A 19,943-nucleotide genomic window follows, 5' to 3' on the forward strand; every position below is an offset into this window, starting at 1 on the left:
GTGAGTCATGTTGGAGCAGTATTTACATAACTCATTGTTTATTATTGGTTTATAAATGTTGCCAGTTTTTGATAACGCTACGGAACACATTTGGCAATACTTTCTTAAAGCTTATTGATAGTTCAGCAAAAAGCGAACCAAATAGTGAAGAGGAAGAGCAATGACGGCAACTTATCGTCGGCAACAAGGAAGTAAAGTCTATACCTTTAAGTCATTAGCTGACTTGATGGCGAAAGCGACACCGGAGCGCTCAGGCGATGCGTTAGCCGGGGTTTGTGCTCAGTCAGCGGCAGAACGTGTAGTCGCACAAATGGCGCTGTCTGAGTTACCACTTAAAACGTTTCTTAACGAGGCGGTTATTCCATACGAAAGCGACGATATCACTCGCCTAATTATCGATACGCATGACCTTGAAGCCTTTAAGCCGATTGAGCACTTGACGGTCGGAGATTTTCGAAATTGGCTGCTGAGTGAAGAAGCCGACAGTGAAATGTTGGCTAAAATTCGTCAAGGTTTAACACCAGAAATGGTGGCCGCAGTCAGTAAGATTATGCGCAACCAGGATTTGATTCTCGTTGCTAAAAAATGCCAAGTTGTCACGGCTTTTCGGAATACGATTGGTTTGCCGAGTCGCCTTTCTACTCGCTTACAGCCGAATCATCCCACTGATTCTCTCAACGGTATCGCAGCGACCATTTTTGATGGTCTGATGTACGGAAATGGCGATGCGGTTATCGGTATCAATCCGGCAACAGATAATGTGCCTCAAGCTATTAAGTTAATGAACTTAATGGATGAGGTGATTCAACACTATCAAATACCGACTCAGTCTTGTGTGTTAACTCATGTCACGAACACGATCGAAGCCATTGAAATGGGTGCACCAGTCGATCTCGTTTTTCAGTCGATAGGCGGCACGCAAGGGACGAATGATACCTTCGGAATCGACTTGTCGATTTTGAAAGAGGCCCATGAAGCCGCGTTGTCTTTGAATCGAGGTAGTGTAGGAAACAATGTGATGTATTTTGAAACCGGACAAGGTACAGCGTTGTCTGCGAATGCATTTCATGGGGTCGATCAACAGACTTGTGAAGCCCGTGCTTATGCTGTCGCTAAACAGTTCGATCCTTTGTTGGTTAATACTGTCGTTGGGTTTATTGGCCCTGAGTATCTGTTTGATGGCAAACAGATCATTCGTGCTGGGCTTGAAGATCATTTCTGTGGGAAGCTGCTTGGTTTACCTATGGGTTGCGACATCTGTTACACCAATCATGCCTATGCCGATCAGAATGACATGGATAACTTGCTGACACTATTAGGCGTGGCCGAGTGCTCGTTCATCATGGGTATTCCAGGGTCTGATGACATCATGCTCAACTATCAAACTACCTCATTTCACGATGCTCTTTATGCAAGAAAAGTACTCGGTTTGAAGCCAGCTCCAGAGTTTGAACGATGGTTAATGGAGATGCAGATTTTCGAGAGCGTGCAAGACGTTCGGTTAAGTGAGCAAGTCTCTCGCTCGTTTTCGGGAGCAATTAACCAACTGAATAAGGGGTATTCTCATGGGTAAAGTGATCACCATTGCTCAGTCCACACAAGACGAGTCTGAAGTTGTCACACACAACCCTTGGGGCAAGTTACGCGACTTCACCTCTGCTCGGATCGCTCTGGGTCGCAGCGGAAACAGTGTACCAACCAACGAGTTACTCTCATTTCAGCTGGATCATGCCCAAGCTATGGATGCAGTGCATTGCAGTTTGAATACTGAGTCTCTCGTTGCTGGTTTGTCGGACTCTTACTCGATTCTTGAAAATACCTTAGAGCCTCCAGTGGTAGTGAGCAGCCAAGTGAGTGATCGGCTTATGTACTTGCAAAGGCCCGATTTAGGACGGCAGCTCGATGAATCTTCTTGGAAAACGCTCAACTCGATAGCAAATGAGCATAACACTGACATTGATCTTGCGATTGTTATTGCTGATGGACTTTCTTCCGTCGCAATTCAAAACCATGCCGTGCCTGTTGTGACTCGATTGATTTCTCTTTTAAGCGCTGATGATGAACATCAATGGAAATTCGCACCTATCACAATCGTAAAGCAAGGAAGAGTAGCGGTAGGGGATGATGTTGGTGAATGTTTTAACGCTAAGGCCGTGCTGGTTTTAATTGGAGAGAGGCCAGGTCTAACTTCTCCGGATAGCATGGGTATGTATCTCACTTGGGGGGCTAAACGAGGCTCTAAAGATTCCCAAAGAAACTGCATTTCCAATGTGCGCCCTCAGGGGTTCAACTATGACGATGCCTGTGAACGCGCACTTTACTTGCTCAAGGAGGCTCGAAAATTACAACTGTCAGGAGTGAACCTGAAAGATCGCTCCGACATCAATGAGCCAGGTGGCGCAAGCGTTGAAGATAAACACAGTGACAACTTTTTAATTTCATCAAAGTAGAAGGATTTACTATGTCTAAACATCAGGAGTACTTGGCCAAAAGGCAGCTAAAAAGAGGCACCGCAGGTTGGATTTTACTTGCTGGCTTAGGTGTCTCGTATGTTATATCTGGTGACTTCGCCGGTTGGAACTTTGGCATCGCTCAAGCAGGATGGGGAGGTTTTCTTATTGCTGCTATCGCGATGGCAGTAATGTATTTCACGCTAGTATTGTCTTTAGCTGAAATGTCTGCGGCGATTCCTGCTGCGGGTGGTGGTTACAGCTTCGCAAGACAGGCGATGGGGCCGACAGGCGGCTTTTTCACTGGCTTATCAGTTTTGATTGAATATGCGCTCGCGCCTGCTGCGATAGTGATTTTTATTGGCTCTGCAGTAAATGAATTGGTTGGTATCGATGGCCCTGTTGTTTACGCACTTTTCTACGCCGTCTTTATCGCTATTCATATGGCAGGGGTTGGCGAAGCTCTCAAAGTGATGATGGTCATCAGCGGTTTGGCTGTGTTAGCCATTCTTATTACTACTGGTGTGCTTATTGGTCACTTTGATGTGAACAACTTATTCGATATTGCTCCGGCGACGGCTCAGGCAACAGAAATCTTGCCGTTTGGGTGGTATGGCGTATGGGCTGCGTTGCCATTTGCGATGTGGTTATTTCTTGCGGTTGAAGGTGTGCCTTTAGCAGCAGAGGAGGCAAAAAACCCGGCGAAAGATGTTCCAAAAGGCATCATTGGTGCGATGTTGTTCTTATTACTAACCGCAACTCTAGTAGTCGTTCTTTTGGCTGGTGCGGTTGGTTCAAAGGTCATAGGCGATAGCGCTGTGCCATTAGTTGACGCGCTGAAGCTTACAGGCAATTCAACGGTAGCAATGGCCGTGAACTTACTTGGATTGGCTGGTCTTATCGCTTCTTTCTTCTCTATCATTTATGGTTACAGTCGCTTGGTGTTTGCGCTTTCCCGCGCGGGTTATTTGCCGCAAACTTTGTCATTAACCAGTGACAAAAAAGTGCCTTCTCGTGCGCTTTTGGTTCCGGGCGTTTTTGGGTTCTTGGTATCTCTTACGGGGGAGGGGGACTTAATCTTGGCGATGGCTGTTGTCGGTGCGACGGTATCGTACGCATTAATGTCCTTGAGCCATATTTTATTGCGAATTAAACAGCCGGAGTTAGCTCGCCCATATAAAACGCCTGGCGGGATAATTACTTCGAGTATTTCTCTGGTGCTTTCTTTGATCGCAATGACAGGTGTTTATGCTTTTGATCCCTCAGCCTTTTTCATGACAATGGGATTGTTTCTTATCGGTGGTGTTTATTATGGGTTGTACAGCCGCAACAAATTGGTGGCAGCAACCGCCGAGGAAGAGTTTGCCATGCTTTCTGTTGCAGAATTAGAGCTTGAATCAGATGTAGCACGATAGCCATTTCAATTCTTGTTCGCCACTACATCAAGGGAGCCATGTGCTCCCTTTGTCATTTCTATCAAAAGTGCATAGCGCACAAATGCATCACTTTAACTTTATAAGTGGTTAATCATGTGAAAGTCTAGTCTGGATAACTATGGCGCAGAGCCATCACAGGTAAAGGTTAAGTTTTCAAGGAAAGATCATGATAAACAAGGTATTTAATACACTTTTGGGAACAGAGTTACCGATTATTCAAGCGCCAATGGCCGGCGTGCAAGACAGCCAAATGACCATAGCTGTCAGTAATGTTGGCGGGCTTGGCTCGTTACCTTGTGGAATGCTGAATAAAGACGCCATCGTTAAAGAACTTCAACTTATTCAACAGGCGACCAATCGACCGTTCAACCTCAACTTCTTTTGCCATGAAATGCCGGAATACGACGCCAACAAGCACGAAGAGTGGCAAAAAACGCTGCAACCGTATTTTTCTGAAGTTGGTGCAACCGTACAGGCTCAGCCAAACGCTCCGACAAGGATGCCTTTCAATCATGATATTGCTGACGCGATTGAACCATTTGCACCGCCAGTAATCAGTTTCCACTTTGGTTTGCCTGCCGATGACTTGTTAGCGCGAATTAGAGGTTGGGGAGGGAAGATCCTTTCGACAGCGACCACAGTGGATGAAGCACTATGGCTGGAAGCAAAAGGCGTTGACGGCATTATCGCCCAAGGCTTGGAGGCTGGTGGACACCGAGGCATGTTTTTATCGGATGATTTATCTACTCAATTAGGCTTGATGGCGTTGTTACCGCAAATCGTCAAGCGCGTGAATTTGCCTGTTATTGCAGCAGGAGGAATTGCCGATAGAAACGGTGTACAAGCCGCGCTGAAGTTAGGAGCAAGTGCCGTGCAGGTTGGCAGCGCCTATTTGTTGTGTGATGAGGCAAAAACCTCGTCTTTACATCGATATGCGATTGCCAGTGAGCGCGCGCAGCATACGGCGGTGACTAATGTTTTCTCGGGCAGGCCAGCACGAGGCATTGTGAATCGCGCGATGTCGGAGCTAGGCTACATCTGTGAGTCTGCGCCGAAATTCCCATATGCGTCCATTGAAATGACTCAGTTAAGAGCGCTTATGGAGAAGCAAAACCGAGATGAATTTACGCCGTTGTGGTGCGGACAAAATTCGTCGGGTTGCAAAGAAGTTTCAGCAGCAGAAATGACACTATCATTAGTGGAAGGGATTGATTTGAGCTTGTGTTCCTCAGACTGATTTGGCCTGAGGAACACATTTCAAGTGAAGGTTATTGAGGCGCTTTCATCGCTTCAGATTGATCGCCCGTCATCACGAAGTGCAACCCACCACCCGGTTTGAACTCGGAATGGTCGAAGAAGAAACCGTTATCCAAAGCTTTGCCATTGATGGTGACAGACTTGATGTACATGTTGTCATCGGCGTTGTTCTCTGTGGTGATGGTGAACGTGCCGCCTTTCACCGGAATCACCGCTTTGTCGAATAGCGGACGACCCACAGTGTAGATAGGCTCTGCTGCGTTCACTTGGTAGAAGCCTAATGCAGACATCACATACCAAGCGGACATTGCGCCCACGTCTTCGTTACCAATGACACCTTCTGGCGCTGCAAAGTACATGTCATCCAGAATGTGATCGACAACTTGTTGTGTCTTCCATGGTTCTGCGGTCCAGTTGAAAAGGTAAGGAATGTGGTGCGAAGGCTCGTTACCAAACGCAACTTGACCAATCAAACCAGACATATCCGGTGTTTCTGTACCTTGGCTTTCTGCGGTGAAGGTTGCTTCTAGGTTCTTCTGGAACTCAGCATCGCCACCCATGATGGTTTTTAAGCCCGCGATGTCATGCGGCACAAACCAAGTCCACTGCCATGCGTTACCTTCGGTGTAGTTGCCTGTCTCGTGTTCTGTGCCGTATGGGTCGAATGGCGTCATGAAGGTTTCATCAATCATCACTGGGCGCATAAAGCCCGTCACGCCATGCTCTGCGTATTCCGTTGGGTTGTAATCGAAGTACTTCTTGTAGCCTTTTGAGCGTTCAAGGTATTGCTCTTCTGCTTGAGTATCACCGGCCGCTTTGGCGATTTGTGCGATAGCCCAATCGTAGAATGCGTTTTCCAGACCGTAAGAAACAGACTCAACCGTGTAGTCTTCAAATACTGGCTCACCATCGACACGTTGGATAGCTGGCGTGAAGCCGTTTTTCTCAATGTAGTCGATGTGCTTGGTTAAAGTGCGATCCAATACGCCCTGATCCCAATCGGCTTGCAGTGCAGGGTAGTTGTCGTAAGTCGAAGAGTCGATCGCGGCTTTCAGCGCCAGGTCTTTCTCTTGTTGAGTAAACTCTTCTGGGAATTTGGTGATCGCATCCGCAATCACTGCTACCGCTGGATAGCCGACCATGGTGCCTGTTTCGTCACCTAAGTGCTCCCATTTCGGCAGCAAGCCGCTTTCAGTGTACTTCTGAACTAGGTTCTTCGCGTATTGCACCGCGCGGGTTGGCTCTGTGATGGTTTTTAGTGGGTGTAATGCACGTTGGGTATCCCATAGAGAGTAAACTGAGAAGTTTGGTTGGTCTTCTGTTGCTTGACCGTAAGCGATGGAGTATTCCCCTTCACCTTCACGAATCGAGCCTTTGCCCATGCCACGGAATCGACCGTCTACATCTTGATGTACCATAGGCGCAATCTTGGTGTGGTAAAGCGCGGTGTAGAAGATCTCTTTTTGATCTTCGGTACCCCCTTCAATTGAGAAGTTGAGTGCTTTTGCCCATTTCTCGCGTGCGTTGTTGCACGCAGTATCGAAAGAGACATTCGCTTCGGCATCGTAGTTGTTTTCTGCGCCTTGTGGGTCAACCGCAGATAACGCCACTTGCGCATTCAACTCTTGTGAGCCTTCATCTTCAAATTCGATGTAGGCAGTGACGTCCGCTTTGACACGCTTAACTGGATTACCTTGGTCATCGTAAATCAACTCAGAAACGTGCTCTGCCGTTAGACCGTCAACAGGCTTACCATTGGCAAGGATGTAGACGTCTTTGATCTTCTTATCGAAAGTCGCATAGAAGAAGATTTTTTGGTTTTTCGCCCAACCAGAGAAGTGTGCTGCATCGCGCTCGCCCGTGATGGTATGACCGTCTTCGCTCACCGTCAGTTTGTTGCGCAGAGAGGTCGAACCCCAGTCACTATTTAGGATGGAGTTGAGGTCAATCTTCAGACGTTGTGGTTGACCTTGTGGGTAGGTGTAGCGGTGGAAGCCGACACGTTCAGAAGCTGTAAGCTCAGCTTTGATACCGTTCTCTGCAATTTTCACCGAGTAGTAACCCGCTTCTGCCACTTCTGAGGTTTTGTCCATCTTGACCGAAATCGCTTCGCGGTAATCGTCGCTGTCTTCGATGTACTTAGCTTTGTCTTCGGTAAACGGCAGGAACAGAATGTCACCTAAGCCGCCCATACCCGTGCCGGATAGGTGAGTGTGTGAAAAGCCAAATAGAGTCTTTTTATCGAAGTGGTAACCTGATGAAGAGTGCCAGCCGATCAGCTCGGTATCTGGAGAAAGTTGCACCATGCCTTCTGGCACAACAGGACCCGGGAATGTGTGTCCGTTAAAGCCGGTACCAATGAATGGGTCGACGTATTTTAGGTTGGAAGTATCGACGCTTGGTGAGGTGTTATCGTCGTCATCGTTGCAGCCAGCCAAACCAATAACACTTGCAATCACTGCGGTGGCGATAGCGGTTTTCGTAAAGTTCATAATCTTGATTCCTTAGGCAGGAAGCGCGTCACTTCCTGCCACTGAGTTAATCTATCTGCTTATTCTTTAAACATGAATTACATAAAACGTTACTGAGCTTGAAGCGCTTCTTGCTTGTCACCCGTCATGACAAAGTGAAGCTCGCCGCCCGCTTTGATTTCGCTGTGTTTGAAGGTGAAGTTGGCATCCAGCGGTTTGCCGTTGATGGTTACGGACTTCACGTACTTGTTGTGTGGGCTGTTGTTGTCTGCGATGACGTTGAACTCGCCGCCTTCCACTGGAATGGTGATTTCATCAAACATAGGACGACCGATGGTGTAGACCGGGTCTGCAGGCGTCACTTGGTAGAAGCCCATTGCCGACATCAAGTACCAAGAGCTCATCTGACCCACGTCTTCGTTACCAATCAAACCAGTTGGTTCGCTGGTGTACATCTCTGACATGATGCGGTCTAGGTACTCTTGCGCTTTCCATGGCTCATCCGTTAGCGCGTATAGGTAAGGAATGTGGTGCGATGGTTCGTTACCGTGCATGTACTGACCGATGTAACCCGTTAGGTCTGGCAGCTCTTCACCTGTGTTTGAAGAACGCGCGTTGAATAGCTCGTCCAAGTCTTCACGGAAGGCTTTCTCTGGCGTGGTGTCTTTGCCTTGCGCCAAGTCGGCTTGATAGATTTCTTGTTTCAGGCGATTGAAATCGTGCATTGGTTGGAACTTCCATTGCCACGCGTTCCCTTCGGTGTAGGCAAACTCGTCCACGTAGTAAGGGTCAAATGGTAGCAGTGGGCATTTCTCTTTCATTACGCCAGAGTCTTCTGGCCACTCAACCATTTCACACTCATCCAAACGCTCTTCATCAATTGGTTGGTTGAACTCCAAAGGCGGTTTGTTTGGTGATGAACTCAGCGGATGGTTTTTCGGACGTAAGAAGCCCGTCTCTGCATCCCAATGGTTAAGCCAGTTGTCGGCACGAGTCATAAACTCTTCTTGCAGTTTTACATCGCCAGCCATGCGCGCGATTTCTGCCATTGCCCAGTCGCCGTAAGCAAACTCAAGCGTGTAAGACGCACTGTTCCAGTAGCCGTGGTGAACAAAGCCGTTTTCTTCGTACACCTTCACTTGCACAACGTTTGCTGCGCCGATGTTGTTGTCTTCCGTCCAATCTGGGAATTCAGACGCCTCGTGGTAACGCACCGTAAACTCAGCCGCTTCTTTAGCCAGTTGTGGGTCGATGTCTAAGCCTTTCGCCATCGCGTCAGCAATGATTGAGACCGCAGGGAAGCCGATCATAGTGCCCGTGTAGTGGCTGTGCAGTTCCCATTTCGGCAAGATGCCACCGTCTTCGTATTTACGAATCAAGTCGTTGGCAAACTCTTCGGCACGTTCCGGGTCGATGATGGTTTTCAGTGGGTGGGCTGCACGGAAAGTATCCCACATGGAGTACACAGAGTAGTTTGGTGTGTCGCCCGCGTCTTTTTGAATGCGAGTACGCATCGCAGGGTATTGACCGTCGACATCTTGGAAAATCATTGGCGCGATAGAAGCGTGGTAAAGCGCGGTGTAGAAGATCTCTTTCTGATCTTCCGTGCCGCCAGATACCATCATGCGGCTAAGCTCTTGGTGCCATGCGTCGTTGGCTTGAGCGCGCGCAGTATCAAATGATACGTCTTTCGCTTCTGCTTCTAGGTTTTTCTCCGCACCTTCTGTGCCTGTTGGTGACAAGCCTACTTGGATTTCTAGCGGTGTTGATGATGGTGCGAATTCTAGGTAAGCGATGGTTTTCACTGCGTCGATGTTGTCGTTGTTTACATCGATTTCGGTTTCTGCGCCGTCAACCAAAGCGATGGCTTTGACGATAGGTTGGTTGAAGGTGGCGTAGAAGTACACGTGTTGGTTGTTCGCCCAGCCGTTCGAGCTACGTAAACCGCGGATGGTGTAAGCGTCGATGAACTCCAAATCGCCCTTCATGGTGCGGTTGTTGAAGTGACCTTTGTTGAGAGTGTGGTCTAAATCGAACTTGATGTGTGGCGTAGTGCCTTCTTTGAAGGTGTAGCGGTGGAAGCCAACACGTTGCGTGGTGGTTAGCTCAGCTTTGATTTCGCCTTTGTTCAGTTCAACTGCGTAGTAGCCCGCTTCTGCCGTTTCGTTGTCTTTATCGAAGGTGTTGAAAACGGCGTTTTCTTTCTTGGTGAAAGGCAGAACTAAGATATCACCAAGGTCGGTGATGCCTGTGCCAGAAAGGTGGGTGTGGGAGAAGCCATACACTGGGATTTCAGTCAGCTTGCCGTGGTCGAAGTAACCGGCGGCAGAGCCCCAGCCTTCCATTTCGGTATCAGGAGAAAGTTGTACCAAACCGTAAGGCACAACCGCCCCTGGGAAGGTGTGACCATCTGCGCCTGTACCAATCAATGGGTTGACGTATTGGGTTAGCGTAGTGTCGAGGGATGGAGTACCAGATTTGCTGTTGTCGTCATCACTGTTACAGCCAGCAAGACTAAACATGGCAGCGAGAATAGCGGTAGAGATAAGGGTTCTTTTTAGTTTCATTTTTATGGTTCCACTGAAGTGAAGTTTTTTAGGGGGCTAGATGCCCCCTTTCGTTATTTGGATAGGTGTCGACTACTGCGCTTTCATCGCTTCAGATTTGTCTGAAGTCATGACGAAATGCAGCTCACCACCGTCTTTCAAATCGCTGTGCGCGAAGCTGAAGTTGTCACTCAATTGTTTGCCGTTGATGGTCACCGACTTCACGTAGATGCTCTCTTGGCTGTTGTTTTCTGAGGTGATGGTGAATTTACCGTCCGCGACTGGAATCACGGCTTTGTCGAACAGAGGACGACCGATGGTGTAACTTGCTTCGCCCGGCGTGACTTGGTAGAAGCCCAATGCAGACATCACATACCACGCCGACATCTGACCGACGTCTTCGTTGCCAATTAGACCTTCATGTGTTGGGTGGTAGAACTCGTCCATCGCTTGGTCGACGATTTCTTGTGTCTTCCAAGGTTCCGCCGTCCAGTTGTATAGGTAAGGCACGTGGTGATCAGGCTCGTTACCCATCACGAACTGACCGATGTAGCCAGACATGTCGTGTGATTGGCTCGTATCGGCGTTGGAGTCCGCATTAAACAGCGCATTCAGGTTAGCGAGGAATGCCGCTTTGCCTTGTTCGGTTACGTCTTCAGGAAGAGAGAAGTCAGTGCGGTCGATGTGCTCGCCACCCATCACGTTAGCCAGACCGTTCAAGTTGTGCGGTGCAAACCATGTCCATTGCCATGTGTTGCCTTCGGTAAAATCTTCACCTCGGTGCTCGGCGCGGTAAGGCCAGAACACGTCACTTTCGTTGAGTGCTTTGCGGTCTTTACACGCGTTGTAGTCCATACCGTCTGGGATAGACAGCGCCATGTTGCCGTCCAAACATTCGGCTTTCAGGTTATTTGCCCAAACTTTGCTGCCGCTGTTCATGTAAGCCGGACGCATAAAGCCCGTCGCACCCAATGCGTTGCCTTTGGTGTCTTGCAGTTTGCCGTATTGCTCTGGGTTGTAATCGAAGTAGTTCTTGAACGATTCAGAGCGAGCCATGTAGCGGTCGTACTGTTGGTCGTTGCCCGCAAGTTTAGCGATCTGAGCGATACACCAGTCGTAGTATGCGTTCTCAAGACCGTAAGACACCGACTCGTTCACGAGCTCGTCGTATTTATCGACTTTTAAGCCTTCTACGTAACCCGGTTTGTCGCCAGAGTCCGGCGCCCATTTGGTGTTAGCTGGAATAAAGCCGACGTCTTCTTGGTAGTCGTTGTGACGCGTCATGATCGTGAAGCGTTTGTCACCGTTCCAAGCGTCTTGGTAAGGCACCCAGCTTTCAGTTTTATCAAGGTTGAAGTTGACTGTTTCGTCAGCGGCTTTTAACGCCAAATCAAATTCAGCTGCGGTAAAGGCTTCTGGGTGTTTGACCATGATATCGGCGATAACCGAAACCGCAGGGTGACCGACCATTTCACCAGTGTAATCCGAGTGCAGTTCCCATTTTGGCAGCACGCCACCCGTTTGGTATTTGTTCAATAGATCGCGTGCGTGTTCAATCGCGCGGTCTTTATCTATGATGGTTTTCAGTGGGTGTGCCGCGCGGAAGGTATCCCACATTGAGTACACTGAGTAGTTCACTAAGCCGTCTTCTGCTTGGTGCACTTTGCCATCCATGCCACGGTATTTGCCATCCACGTCTTGGTATAGGAATGGAGCAACAAACGTACGGTAGAGCGAGGTGTAGAACATGGTCTTGTCAGCTTTGTTGCCGCCTTCCAGTTCAAACTCGCCAAGGATGTTTTCCCAAGCCACACGGTTTTGTTGTACGACGTTGTCGAAATCCCAGCCGTTGGTGTCTGCTTCTAGGTTTTTCAGTGCGCCGTCAACGCCAGTGCCAGAAATCGCTACTTTGACCACCAATGGCTCGTCGCTCTTACCAAAGTTCAAATGCGTCAGGACATCGTTTGCGCGTTTTGCCAAACGTTCTGGGTCAGGTTCTGGTTCGCCCGGCATTGGTTTGTGCTCTGCGTAACCACGGTAATCTTCCAAGCCGACTTCGGTAGCGTCGGTTGGGGTGAGTTTGCTTTCAGAAGCCAGCTTGGTGTACAGGTTCTCTTCAATGATTGGATCAGAGAATTCTGCCGCGAAGAACACGGTTTGCCATTGACCCCATTCGTTTGAGGTACGCGCGCCTACGACGGTGGTGTCGTTAACGCGTTTGTAGTAGATGCTGCGAGAGTGGTTACCGTATTGCTCCAACAGTTCGTGTTGAAGATCGATACGTACTTTACGATCTTCACCCGGCTTAAAGGTGTAACGTTGGAACGCCACGCGGTCGGTTGCCGACAGCTCAGCTTTTACACCGGTTTCTACAAGGTTAACCGAGTAGTAACCAACCTCTGCCACTTCCGAGCTTTTATCCATGGTTACGGCATCGGTATTGAAGCCTGTGTATGGCAAGAAAGCGAAGTCGTTTAGGTCGCCTTTACCTGCGCCGGAAATGTGGGTCATTGAGAAGCCAGAAAGCAAGCTGTGTACAGGATCGTATTCAACAGGTGATCCTTTGCCATTCCAACCGTTTGGATCGAAGTTATCTGGTGAAGGTTGAATCATACCTTCAGGCATAACTGGAGACGGGTTAACGTTGCCAAGACCTTTAGTGCCGATCAAGGTATCAACGAATTCCAAAGTAGGGGTAGAGATAACTGGAGTTTCTGGATCAGAGTCGCTGCCACAACCAGCAAGACCAAGCATGGCGGTTAACACTGCGGTAGATAGTAGGGTTCTTTTTAGTTTCATTGTTTTTATTCCACGAGAAAAGGGGACACGAGGTCCCCTCAAAATCATTATTCGCCTAGGTTGGCTTGCATTGCTTCAGACTTGTCTGCTGTCATCACGAAGTGAAGTTCGCCGCCTGCTTTGAATTCGCTGTGCTGGAAGGTGTTGTACACATCCAGAGGCTTGCCGTTGATGGTCACTTCTTTGATGTACATGTTGTCTGGACCGTTGTTTTCAGCTGTTACCGTGAAGGTGCCAGAGCCAATGTCTACCGTCGCTTTGTCGAAGATTGGACGACCGATGCTGTAGGTTGGATCGGTTGGCGAGATTTGGTAGAAGCCCAGTGCCGACATCAAGTACCACGCCGACATTTGACCTACGTCTTCGTTACCGATGATGCCGTCTGGCGTCGGTTTGTAGAACTGGTCGTAAACTTGGTCTAGGTATTCCTGCGCCTTGTAAGACTCTTCAGTACGGTTGTACAAGTAGATGACGTGGTGCGAAGGCTCGTTACCGTGAATGTACTGACCGATGTAGCCTGTCATGTCTTGGTGCGCTTCGCCGCCATTTGGATCGGCAGTAAATAGGTTGTTCAGCTTGTCGTTCAGACCTTGCGTGCCGCCCATGATTTCAGTCAGCTTGTCTAAATCTTGCATGAACGCCCATTGCCATTGCCACGCGTTACCTTCTGTGTAGTAGAACGCGTCAGACTTGTAAGGGTCGAAGTCAGTTGAAGCGTATTTCAGTGCACATGGGTCGCCTTCTTTCAGCTCTGTTGGTACGAAGAAGCCCGTGCCGTCTGCGTTACCTGCTTCTGCATCCCAGTGTTTCAAAGAGTTGTAAGAACGAGCTTTGAACTCTTCATACGCGTCCATATCGCCAGCGGCTTTCGCCATTTCTGCGATCGTCCAATCGTAGAATGAGAATTCCAACGAGTACGACACGGAGTTCCAGTTCGGGTAACGAACACACTGTTCTTTCTCGTGGTAGTTCAACTGACCAGCCATGAGCGAACTTAAGATGTCGTCATGAATCTGTGGGTACTCATGCGGTGTGTAACGCGCTGATTTCACTGATGCCGTGTAAGCCTGCTCTGCATCAATCAAGCCTTTGGTTACCGCATCGCCCAGAATCGCTGCTGATGGGGAGCCGATCATGGTGCCGGTTTCTGAGCCATGACCTTCCCATTTCGGCAATAGACCAAATTCGTCGTTGGATTTACGAATCAAGTCTTTCACGTATAGCGTTGCTTGGTCTGGGTCGATGATGGTCCACATTGGATGAACGGCGCGGAATGTATCCCATGTTGAGTAAATCGAGTAGTTTGGTGTGTCGCCATCTTTCAGTGTGCGCACTGTGCCAAGCATATCCACGTATTGACCATCCACATCGTAGAACTCGATTGGTGCGATCATCATGTGGTACATACCAGTGTAGAAGTTGGTTTTCTCTGCGTCTGTTCCGCCTTCTACTTTGATTTTCGCCAGCTTCTCAACCCACGCGTATTCTGCGTCTTCTTTTACTTTTGCTAGGTCGAAACTTGGTGCTTCCGCTTCTAAGTTTTTCTGCGCACCTTGCCAGTTAACTGGAGAGATACCGACGCGGATTTCAATTGGCTCTTCGCCTGTGCCGAAGTTTAGGTAAGCCGTCAGATCATCGCCTGAGTAAACCGCACCATTACGCATTTCGCGCGTTGGTTCTAGGTCTTGTTCGCCCAACAGTGCTTTGGCGATTGGTTGGTTGAATTTCGCGTAGAAGAAGATGTCCTGACCTTGGTGATCTTGCCCTTGGAACCAGCCTGTTGAGGTTTTACGACCGCGAATGGTGTATTCGTCCACCACCTCTACTTTGTTCTTCAAAGACTTGCCGTTGTTGTTCATTAGGGTATGACCCAAATCGAACTTCACGTTGCGGTCCGCGCCATCAGCAAAGGTGTATTTGTGCAAACCAACGCGTTTGGTTGCGCTCAGTTCTACTTCGATTTGACCTTGGTTTAGCTTGGTTTTGTAGTAGCCCGCGCTTGCTTCTTCATTGGCTTTGTCGAAAGAGTTCAGTTGTGTGTTCGCCATGTCTGCGTATGGCAGAACCAAGATGTCGCCTAAGTCCGTTGCGCCTGTTCCTGAAAGGTGAGTATGGGAGAAGCCGTACAGCGGAACGTCAGTGTTAACTACTTCGCCAGTTTCGTAGTTGGATGAATCCCAGTAGCCAGATGCCGAGTGCCAAGGGTTAAGACCAGATTCATGGTCTGTGTTAGAACCGATGAAGGTATCTGGAGACAGTTGAACCATACCTGCCGGTACCGTCGCGCCCGGGAATGTATGACCAGAAGCTGCTGTGCCGATCATAGGATCGACGTATTTCAACACCGCAAGATCAACAATTGGATCGCCCGGCAGTGAAGAGGAAGAATCGTTGTCGCTGTTACAGCCAGCTAAGCCACCCGTCAGACCAACCAGGATAGCCAAAGAGATAAGATTACGTTTAAACATGTGCATACCGTTTTCCGTTTTGTCGTTATTCGTATGTAAAAGTGTTTATAAGAGACTGCTTATAAAATTTGCTTGTAGGGATAGCCGGGAGATGCGCTCCCCCGGCTGAGTTGTCACTATTGGGATTAACGAGAACCTGCTGGCATCTCGTCTTCATGCAAGAACTCACCGATGCCTTGTGCTGGTGGTAGGTCTTGCTCTAGAGATCCCCAACGTTGATTTGGTTTGTCGCCCATCACGAACTCCAACTCACCGCCGTACATGATTTCGTCATGAGTCAGGTAAGTACGGTTGAAGTCTTTACCGTTGTAGCGAGCCGATTGAATGAAGATGTTCTCGCGGCTAACGTTTTTTGCGGTAACCGTGAACTTCTGGTTGTTGCCGACATCAATAGACGCGCTTTCAAACAGCGGAGTACCGATTTCGTAGATGCCAGAAGAAGCGTTCACTGGGTAGAAGCCAAGTGCACGGAACACGAACCACGCAGAGAGCGTACCGAAGTCGTCGTTACCACAAATGCCGTCAGCGGTGTTCTTGTAGCAAATGTTGGTTGCTGCGGCGATGGCTGCCTGACCTTTCCAAGGTTGACCGACGTAGTTGTACAGGTACGGCACGTGGATATCTGGTTCGTTACCTTGAACGTGCTGACCAACGTTACCAGTGTTGAACACTGGGAATTGGTTATCGCCTGCGTTGCGGTCTGGGTAAGTTGACCAGTATTCATCCAAGCGTGCTGCGAACAAGTCACCGCGCTCTGCTTCAGGGTTTTGTGTCTTGTCGAAGCGTGTCATCAGGTCAATCAAGCCATGAATGTCGTGCTGAACACTGAACGAGTATTGCCAGCCGTTCGATTCAGAGAATGACCAGTTGAACATGTCTGGACGCCAGTCTTTACCAACCGCACGACCGGTGATTGGGTCTACCCAACCTGCATCGATAAACTCGCCATCGTAGTCACGGGCTTTGAACCAACCTTGGTATTGCTTACCACCGAAGTCGAATTGCGCTTGCCAGTTTTTAGAACGGTTAGCGAACTCGGTGTAGCGTGGATCTTCTTCACCGAAGACTTCCTTGATCGATTGTGCGATTGCCCAGTCGTTCATTGAGTATTCAAGCGAGTAAGATGCTGTCCAAGAATCTTTAAATGGTGAGTGACCGCCGTAAGAATCTGGTGGAGTGTCGTGCAGTTGCGCTGGCACGTAACCTTGTTCTTCGTATTCTTTGATCCATGCTACGCCTTGGCTCGTTGCGGCGCGCGCGTCAGTGATCATTGCTTCAACTAAGCGCTCTTTCACGTCTTTGCGCTCTGCTTCTGTGAAGCCAAGATCGATCATGCGTTTTTCTAGTGAGCCTTTCGACAATACATCATGAATCACAGGCGTTGAGTGCATGCCCATCATCATGCCGGTTTCGTTGCCTTTGAATGTCCACTCAGGCAGACGACCTTTGCGCACGTTGCCTTTGTCATCCACCCATTCTTCTTCAGCGTAAGACAACATAGACAGCACCACGTCGGCTAGGCGGTCAGGTTCAAGAATCGAAGACAGCGGTTGAACTGCGCGGTAGGTATCCCATAACGAGAAAGTGTCGTAGCGCGTGAAGTCTGCTTTGCCATCTTTGTTGGCATCGGCAGTGCGGATTGACTCTTTCAGCGTATCAATCTTATCGCCCCAAGGTGTGTTGCCATCTGGGTAAGCGTTACGACCTTGGTGAACTTGGCGGTAGCGACCATCTAAGTCAGAGTGAATGGTTTGACCTAGGTACGAGTGGTACATCGCGGTGTAGAAGGTTTGTTTGTAATCTTCGTCGCCAGAGACTTGGATCTTGCCGAGTTCGTCTTCCCATTTCTTCGTTGCCGCTTCGCGTACTTGGTCGAAGTTCATGCCCGCAACTTCTGTCATGTTAAGAGAAGCACCAGACTTGCCATTCTCGCCAATCTCAACGTTTGATAGCGCCAATTTCGCTTCAACCGTTAAGCCGTCTTTAGATGTGTCGAACTCAACGTAAGCGCGTGCGTATTGATACTTGCCACGTGTTTCGTTACCGATTTCCGTAATGCCTTCTGGCACATCCATGTAACGACCTTGCTCTTTATCGTAGTAAGCAAAGCGAACGTTTTTGATTGGTTGGTCAAATTCCATCACGAAGAATTCTTTTTGGCTTGGTGCCCAACCATCAGAGAAACGGTGACCTTCAAGACGGTTATTGTCTTTGTCCCATTTCAAGTAAGAATCTGATGTGTAGTCCCAGTTAATTTTGAAGCCGGTGTTCACGATGATTTCTGATTTCTCATCACGAGGGAAGGTGTACCGGTGTACACCAACGCGATCAGACGCCGTCAACTCAGCTTTGATGTCGTAATCCAATAGATCGACTTTGTAGTAACCTGCTGTCGCTTGCTCGTCACGATGTTGGAAGCGAGACGCTTCTAGGTTTAGCGTTGCCGAACCTTCATCAATCATGTAATCCGAACGCGAGTTGATTGGCATGACGAGAATGTCGTTCAAGTCGCCAGCACCAGCTCCGGAAAGGTGGGTATGAGAGAAACCGGAAGTACGTGCGTCGTGGTAGTAGTAGCCTGAAATGTATTCCCAGCCATTAGAGCCGTTGTTTGGAGAAAGCTGCACCATGCCGTGTGGTGTGGTTGCACCAGGGTAGGTGTTGCCTAGGTTACCTGTGCCGATGAATGGGTTGACGTAGCGTGTTACGTCCATATCGGCGAAATCTACCGGGATGTGAACGCCCATGTCGATTTCAGGTGTTTCTGGGTTTGGCTTGTCATCGCAGTCGCCATCGCCAACTGGAGGACATACTGGCTTGCCGCCGTCAGGAATATCCGGCAGTGCAGGGTTGGTGTCACCGCCTTCATAAATGTTGGTTGTGTCGTCGTTACAGCCAGTCAGACCGACTAGACCACTTAAAACTGCGCAAGCAAGTAGGGAAGGTTTGAATTTCATTTTTAAAGCCTTGTAAATCATATGGTTATGTGATTAAAAAATCAGGGGTATTACTAAAACTTAAAAACTTGAAAACTTGAAAACTTGAAAACTTGAAAACTTGAAATAGAGCCCTTTGGGGGAAAGGGCTCTTAGGGGAGGAGCTTAAGGTTTAAGCTTTCACAAGAGTCGCTGCGTTACGCATCGCTTCTTTCGTTGAACACTCAACAACGTTTGCTTTTGCAAAGCGGTGAGCGTCTTTTACTTGGATATCGTGAGCTAGAATAACCAGCTTCGCGTTTGCTACATCTAGGTCAGTGATGCGGTTCTGGATACCGTTTTGACCTTGAGTTTCTACTTTGATTTTCAGACCCGCTGCCGCACCTGCTTTCTCTAGTGCTTTCGCTGCCATGAATGTGTGTGCTACGCCAGATGGGCAACATGTTACTGCTACGATGTCGTACTCGCCTTCGCCTGCTGCTGGAGCCGCTTGAGCTTGTGCAGGTGCTGCTTCTACGATTTCGTCTTCTGCTTCTTCTTCAGCGACTGGTTTCCAGAAGCCAACGATAACTGCAGTTGTTAGTGAGCCTAGTGCGATACCCACAACGTACATTGGGATGTTGCTTGATACAGGTGCTGTGATTAAACCGCCCCATGGTGCGTGTAGTAGTACGTTTGTTAGGAAGCCGAACACACAGCCAACGATACCACCAGCAACGATTGAAGGAAGAACGCGTACAGGGTCGTTTGCTGCGAATGGGATAGCACCTTCAGAGATACCGATAGAACCCATGATTGCTGCTGCTTTACCTGCTTCTTGCTCTTGTTTAGTAAACTTCTTCTTGAATAGGAATGTTGCTAGTGCCATACCTAGAGGAGGCGTACAGATTGCGATACCAACACCGCCCATTAGCCATGGTTGAGTATCAACTTGAGTTTGAGCGAATAGCGTTGCTACTTTGTTGATTGGACCGCCCATATCGAATGCAGTCATACCACCAAGAATCGTACCTAGAACCACTTTAGAAGCGCCAGCCATAGAAGCTAGGAATTCGTTCATAGAAGCCATGAAGATCTTGATTGGCTCACCGATACCCCATAGAACGATACCTGCAGAGATAAGCGTACCAACAAGTGGGTAGATGAAGTAAGCGCCCAACGCAGTCATGTTAGCAGAAAGAGGGATCTTCTTAAGTTGTAGAACTACACCACCAGCGATAAAACCAGCGACGATACAACCTAGGAAGCCGCCGCCCATGTCAGCCATGATGCCAGAAGAGATCATCGCTGGCGCTAGTGCTGGTTTGTCTGCAATTGAGTAACCTATGAAGCCACCAAGAATAATTGGGAACAACACCAGACCTTTAATACCGATATTAGAAATATCAGCCAATAACCCGTCTGCAGGAACCGCACCTTTACCGGATGCCATTACCGCCAGAGCCAGTAGTACACCACCCGCAACGATAAATGGAAGCATGTGAGAAGTACCGAATAAAAGGTGACCTTTCATGGTACTTAGGAGTTTTTTGAAATCGCTATTATTGCTAGCTTGAGCTGTGATTGTACTCATAATTTCA

At 48.7% G+C, this 19,943-nt stretch carries 10 protein-coding genes; 4 read left to right on the forward strand and 6 right to left on the reverse strand.

Annotated elements, in window-relative coordinates; translation table 11 throughout:
• The first annotated feature begins 160 nt into the window (after positions 1–160).
• From NB463_RS04135 to NB463_RS04150, 4 genes are all read left to right on the forward strand, one after another.
• On the forward strand, positions 161–1,573 hold the full coding sequence (locus tag NB463_RS04135) for an ethanolamine ammonia-lyase subunit EutB (protein ID WP_258431872.1): 1,413 nt from the start codon (positions 161–163) through the stop codon (positions 1,571–1,573).
• Complete coding sequence (gene eutC / locus NB463_RS04140) at positions 1,566–2,450, forward strand: ethanolamine ammonia-lyase subunit EutC (protein WP_258431873.1); 885 nt, start codon at positions 1,566–1,568, stop codon at positions 2,448–2,450. The genes NB463_RS04135 and eutC overlap by 8 nt, the downstream gene beginning before the upstream one ends.
• An 11-nt stretch (positions 2,451–2,461) precedes the next feature.
• A complete protein-coding gene (eat, locus tag NB463_RS04145) occupies positions 2,462–3,865 on the forward strand; it encodes an ethanolamine permease (RefSeq protein ID WP_258431874.1) in 1,404 nt (467 codons plus the stop codon).
• 187 nt (positions 3,866–4,052) lie between these two features.
• The gene (locus NB463_RS04150) at positions 4,053–5,123 is read left to right on the forward strand and encodes an NAD(P)H-dependent flavin oxidoreductase (RefSeq protein ID WP_006741327.1); all 1,071 of its coding nucleotides are present in this window, start codon (positions 4,053–4,055) and stop codon (positions 5,121–5,123) included.
• 31 nt (positions 5,124–5,154) lie between these two features.
• Here NB463_RS04150 and NB463_RS04155 read toward each other — a convergent pair whose 3' ends face one another.
• The 6 genes from NB463_RS04155 to NB463_RS04180 all read right to left on the reverse strand — a co-directional run bounded on the left by NB463_RS04155 (position 5,155) and on the right by NB463_RS04180 (position 19,936).
• Positions 5,155–7,635 (reverse strand): GH92 family glycosyl hydrolase, encoded by a 2,481-nt coding sequence (locus NB463_RS04155; protein WP_258431876.1) that lies wholly within the window; start codon positions 7,633–7,635, stop codon positions 5,155–5,157.
• Positions 7,636–7,724: 89 nt separating this feature from the next.
• The gene (locus NB463_RS04160; RefSeq protein ID WP_258431877.1) at positions 7,725–10,181 is read right to left on the reverse strand and encodes a GH92 family glycosyl hydrolase; all 2,457 of its coding nucleotides are present in this window, start codon (positions 10,179–10,181) and stop codon (positions 7,725–7,727) included.
• A gap of 72 nt (positions 10,182–10,253) precedes the next feature.
• Complete coding sequence (locus NB463_RS04165; protein WP_258431878.1) at positions 10,254–12,959, reverse strand: GH92 family glycosyl hydrolase; 2,706 nt, start codon at positions 12,957–12,959, stop codon at positions 10,254–10,256.
• 47 nt (positions 12,960–13,006) lie between these two features.
• Complete coding sequence (locus tag NB463_RS04170) at positions 13,007–15,427, reverse strand: GH92 family glycosyl hydrolase (protein WP_258431879.1); 2,421 nt, start codon at positions 15,425–15,427, stop codon at positions 13,007–13,009.
• A 125-nt stretch (positions 15,428–15,552) separates the two neighbouring features.
• Complete coding sequence (locus NB463_RS04175) at positions 15,553–18,384, reverse strand: GH92 family glycosyl hydrolase (RefSeq protein WP_025526150.1); 2,832 nt, start codon at positions 18,382–18,384, stop codon at positions 15,553–15,555.
• A gap of 151 nt (positions 18,385–18,535) precedes the next feature.
• Positions 18,536–19,936 (reverse strand): fructose-specific PTS transporter subunit EIIC, encoded by a 1,401-nt coding sequence (locus NB463_RS04180; protein WP_074189807.1) that lies wholly within the window; start codon positions 19,934–19,936, stop codon positions 18,536–18,538.
• Between the last annotated feature and the right edge of the window lie 7 nt (positions 19,937–19,943).

It is taken from the genome of Vibrio sp. RM-41-2B (genome assembly GCF_024744415.1).
Taxonomy (GTDB): domain Bacteria; phylum Pseudomonadota; class Gammaproteobacteria; order Enterobacterales; family Vibrionaceae; genus Vibrio; species Vibrio diabolicus.

Bases quoted from the DNA above. Each gene is read 5' to 3' on its own strand.
- NB463_RS04135 (WP_258431872.1), top strand. From the start codon at position 161: ATGACGGCAACTTATCGTCGGCAACAAGGAAGTAAAGTCTATACCTTT.
- eutC (WP_258431873.1), top strand. From the start codon at position 1,566: ATGGGTAAAGTGATCACCATTGCTCAGTCCACACAAGACGAGTCTGAA.
- eat (WP_258431874.1), top strand. From the start codon at position 2,462: ATGTCTAAACATCAGGAGTACTTGGCCAAAAGGCAGCTAAAAAGAGGC.
- NB463_RS04150 (WP_006741327.1), top strand. From the start codon at position 4,053: ATGATAAACAAGGTATTTAATACACTTTTGGGAACAGAGTTACCGATT.
- NB463_RS04155 (WP_258431876.1), bottom strand. From the start codon at position 7,635: ATGAACTTTACGAAAACCGCTATCGCCACCGCAGTGATTGCAAGTGTT.
- NB463_RS04160 (WP_258431877.1), bottom strand. From the start codon at position 10,181: ATGAAACTAAAAAGAACCCTTATCTCTACCGCTATTCTCGCTGCCATG.
- NB463_RS04165 (WP_258431878.1), bottom strand. From the start codon at position 12,959: ATGAAACTAAAAAGAACCCTACTATCTACCGCAGTGTTAACCGCCATG.
- NB463_RS04170 (WP_258431879.1), bottom strand. From the start codon at position 15,427: ATGTTTAAACGTAATCTTATCTCTTTGGCTATCCTGGTTGGTCTGACG.
- NB463_RS04175 (WP_025526150.1), bottom strand. From the start codon at position 18,384: ATGAAATTCAAACCTTCCCTACTTGCTTGCGCAGTTTTAAGTGGTCTA.
- NB463_RS04180 (WP_074189807.1), bottom strand. From the start codon at position 19,936: ATGAGTACAATCACAGCTCAAGCTAGCAATAATAGCGATTTCAAAAAA.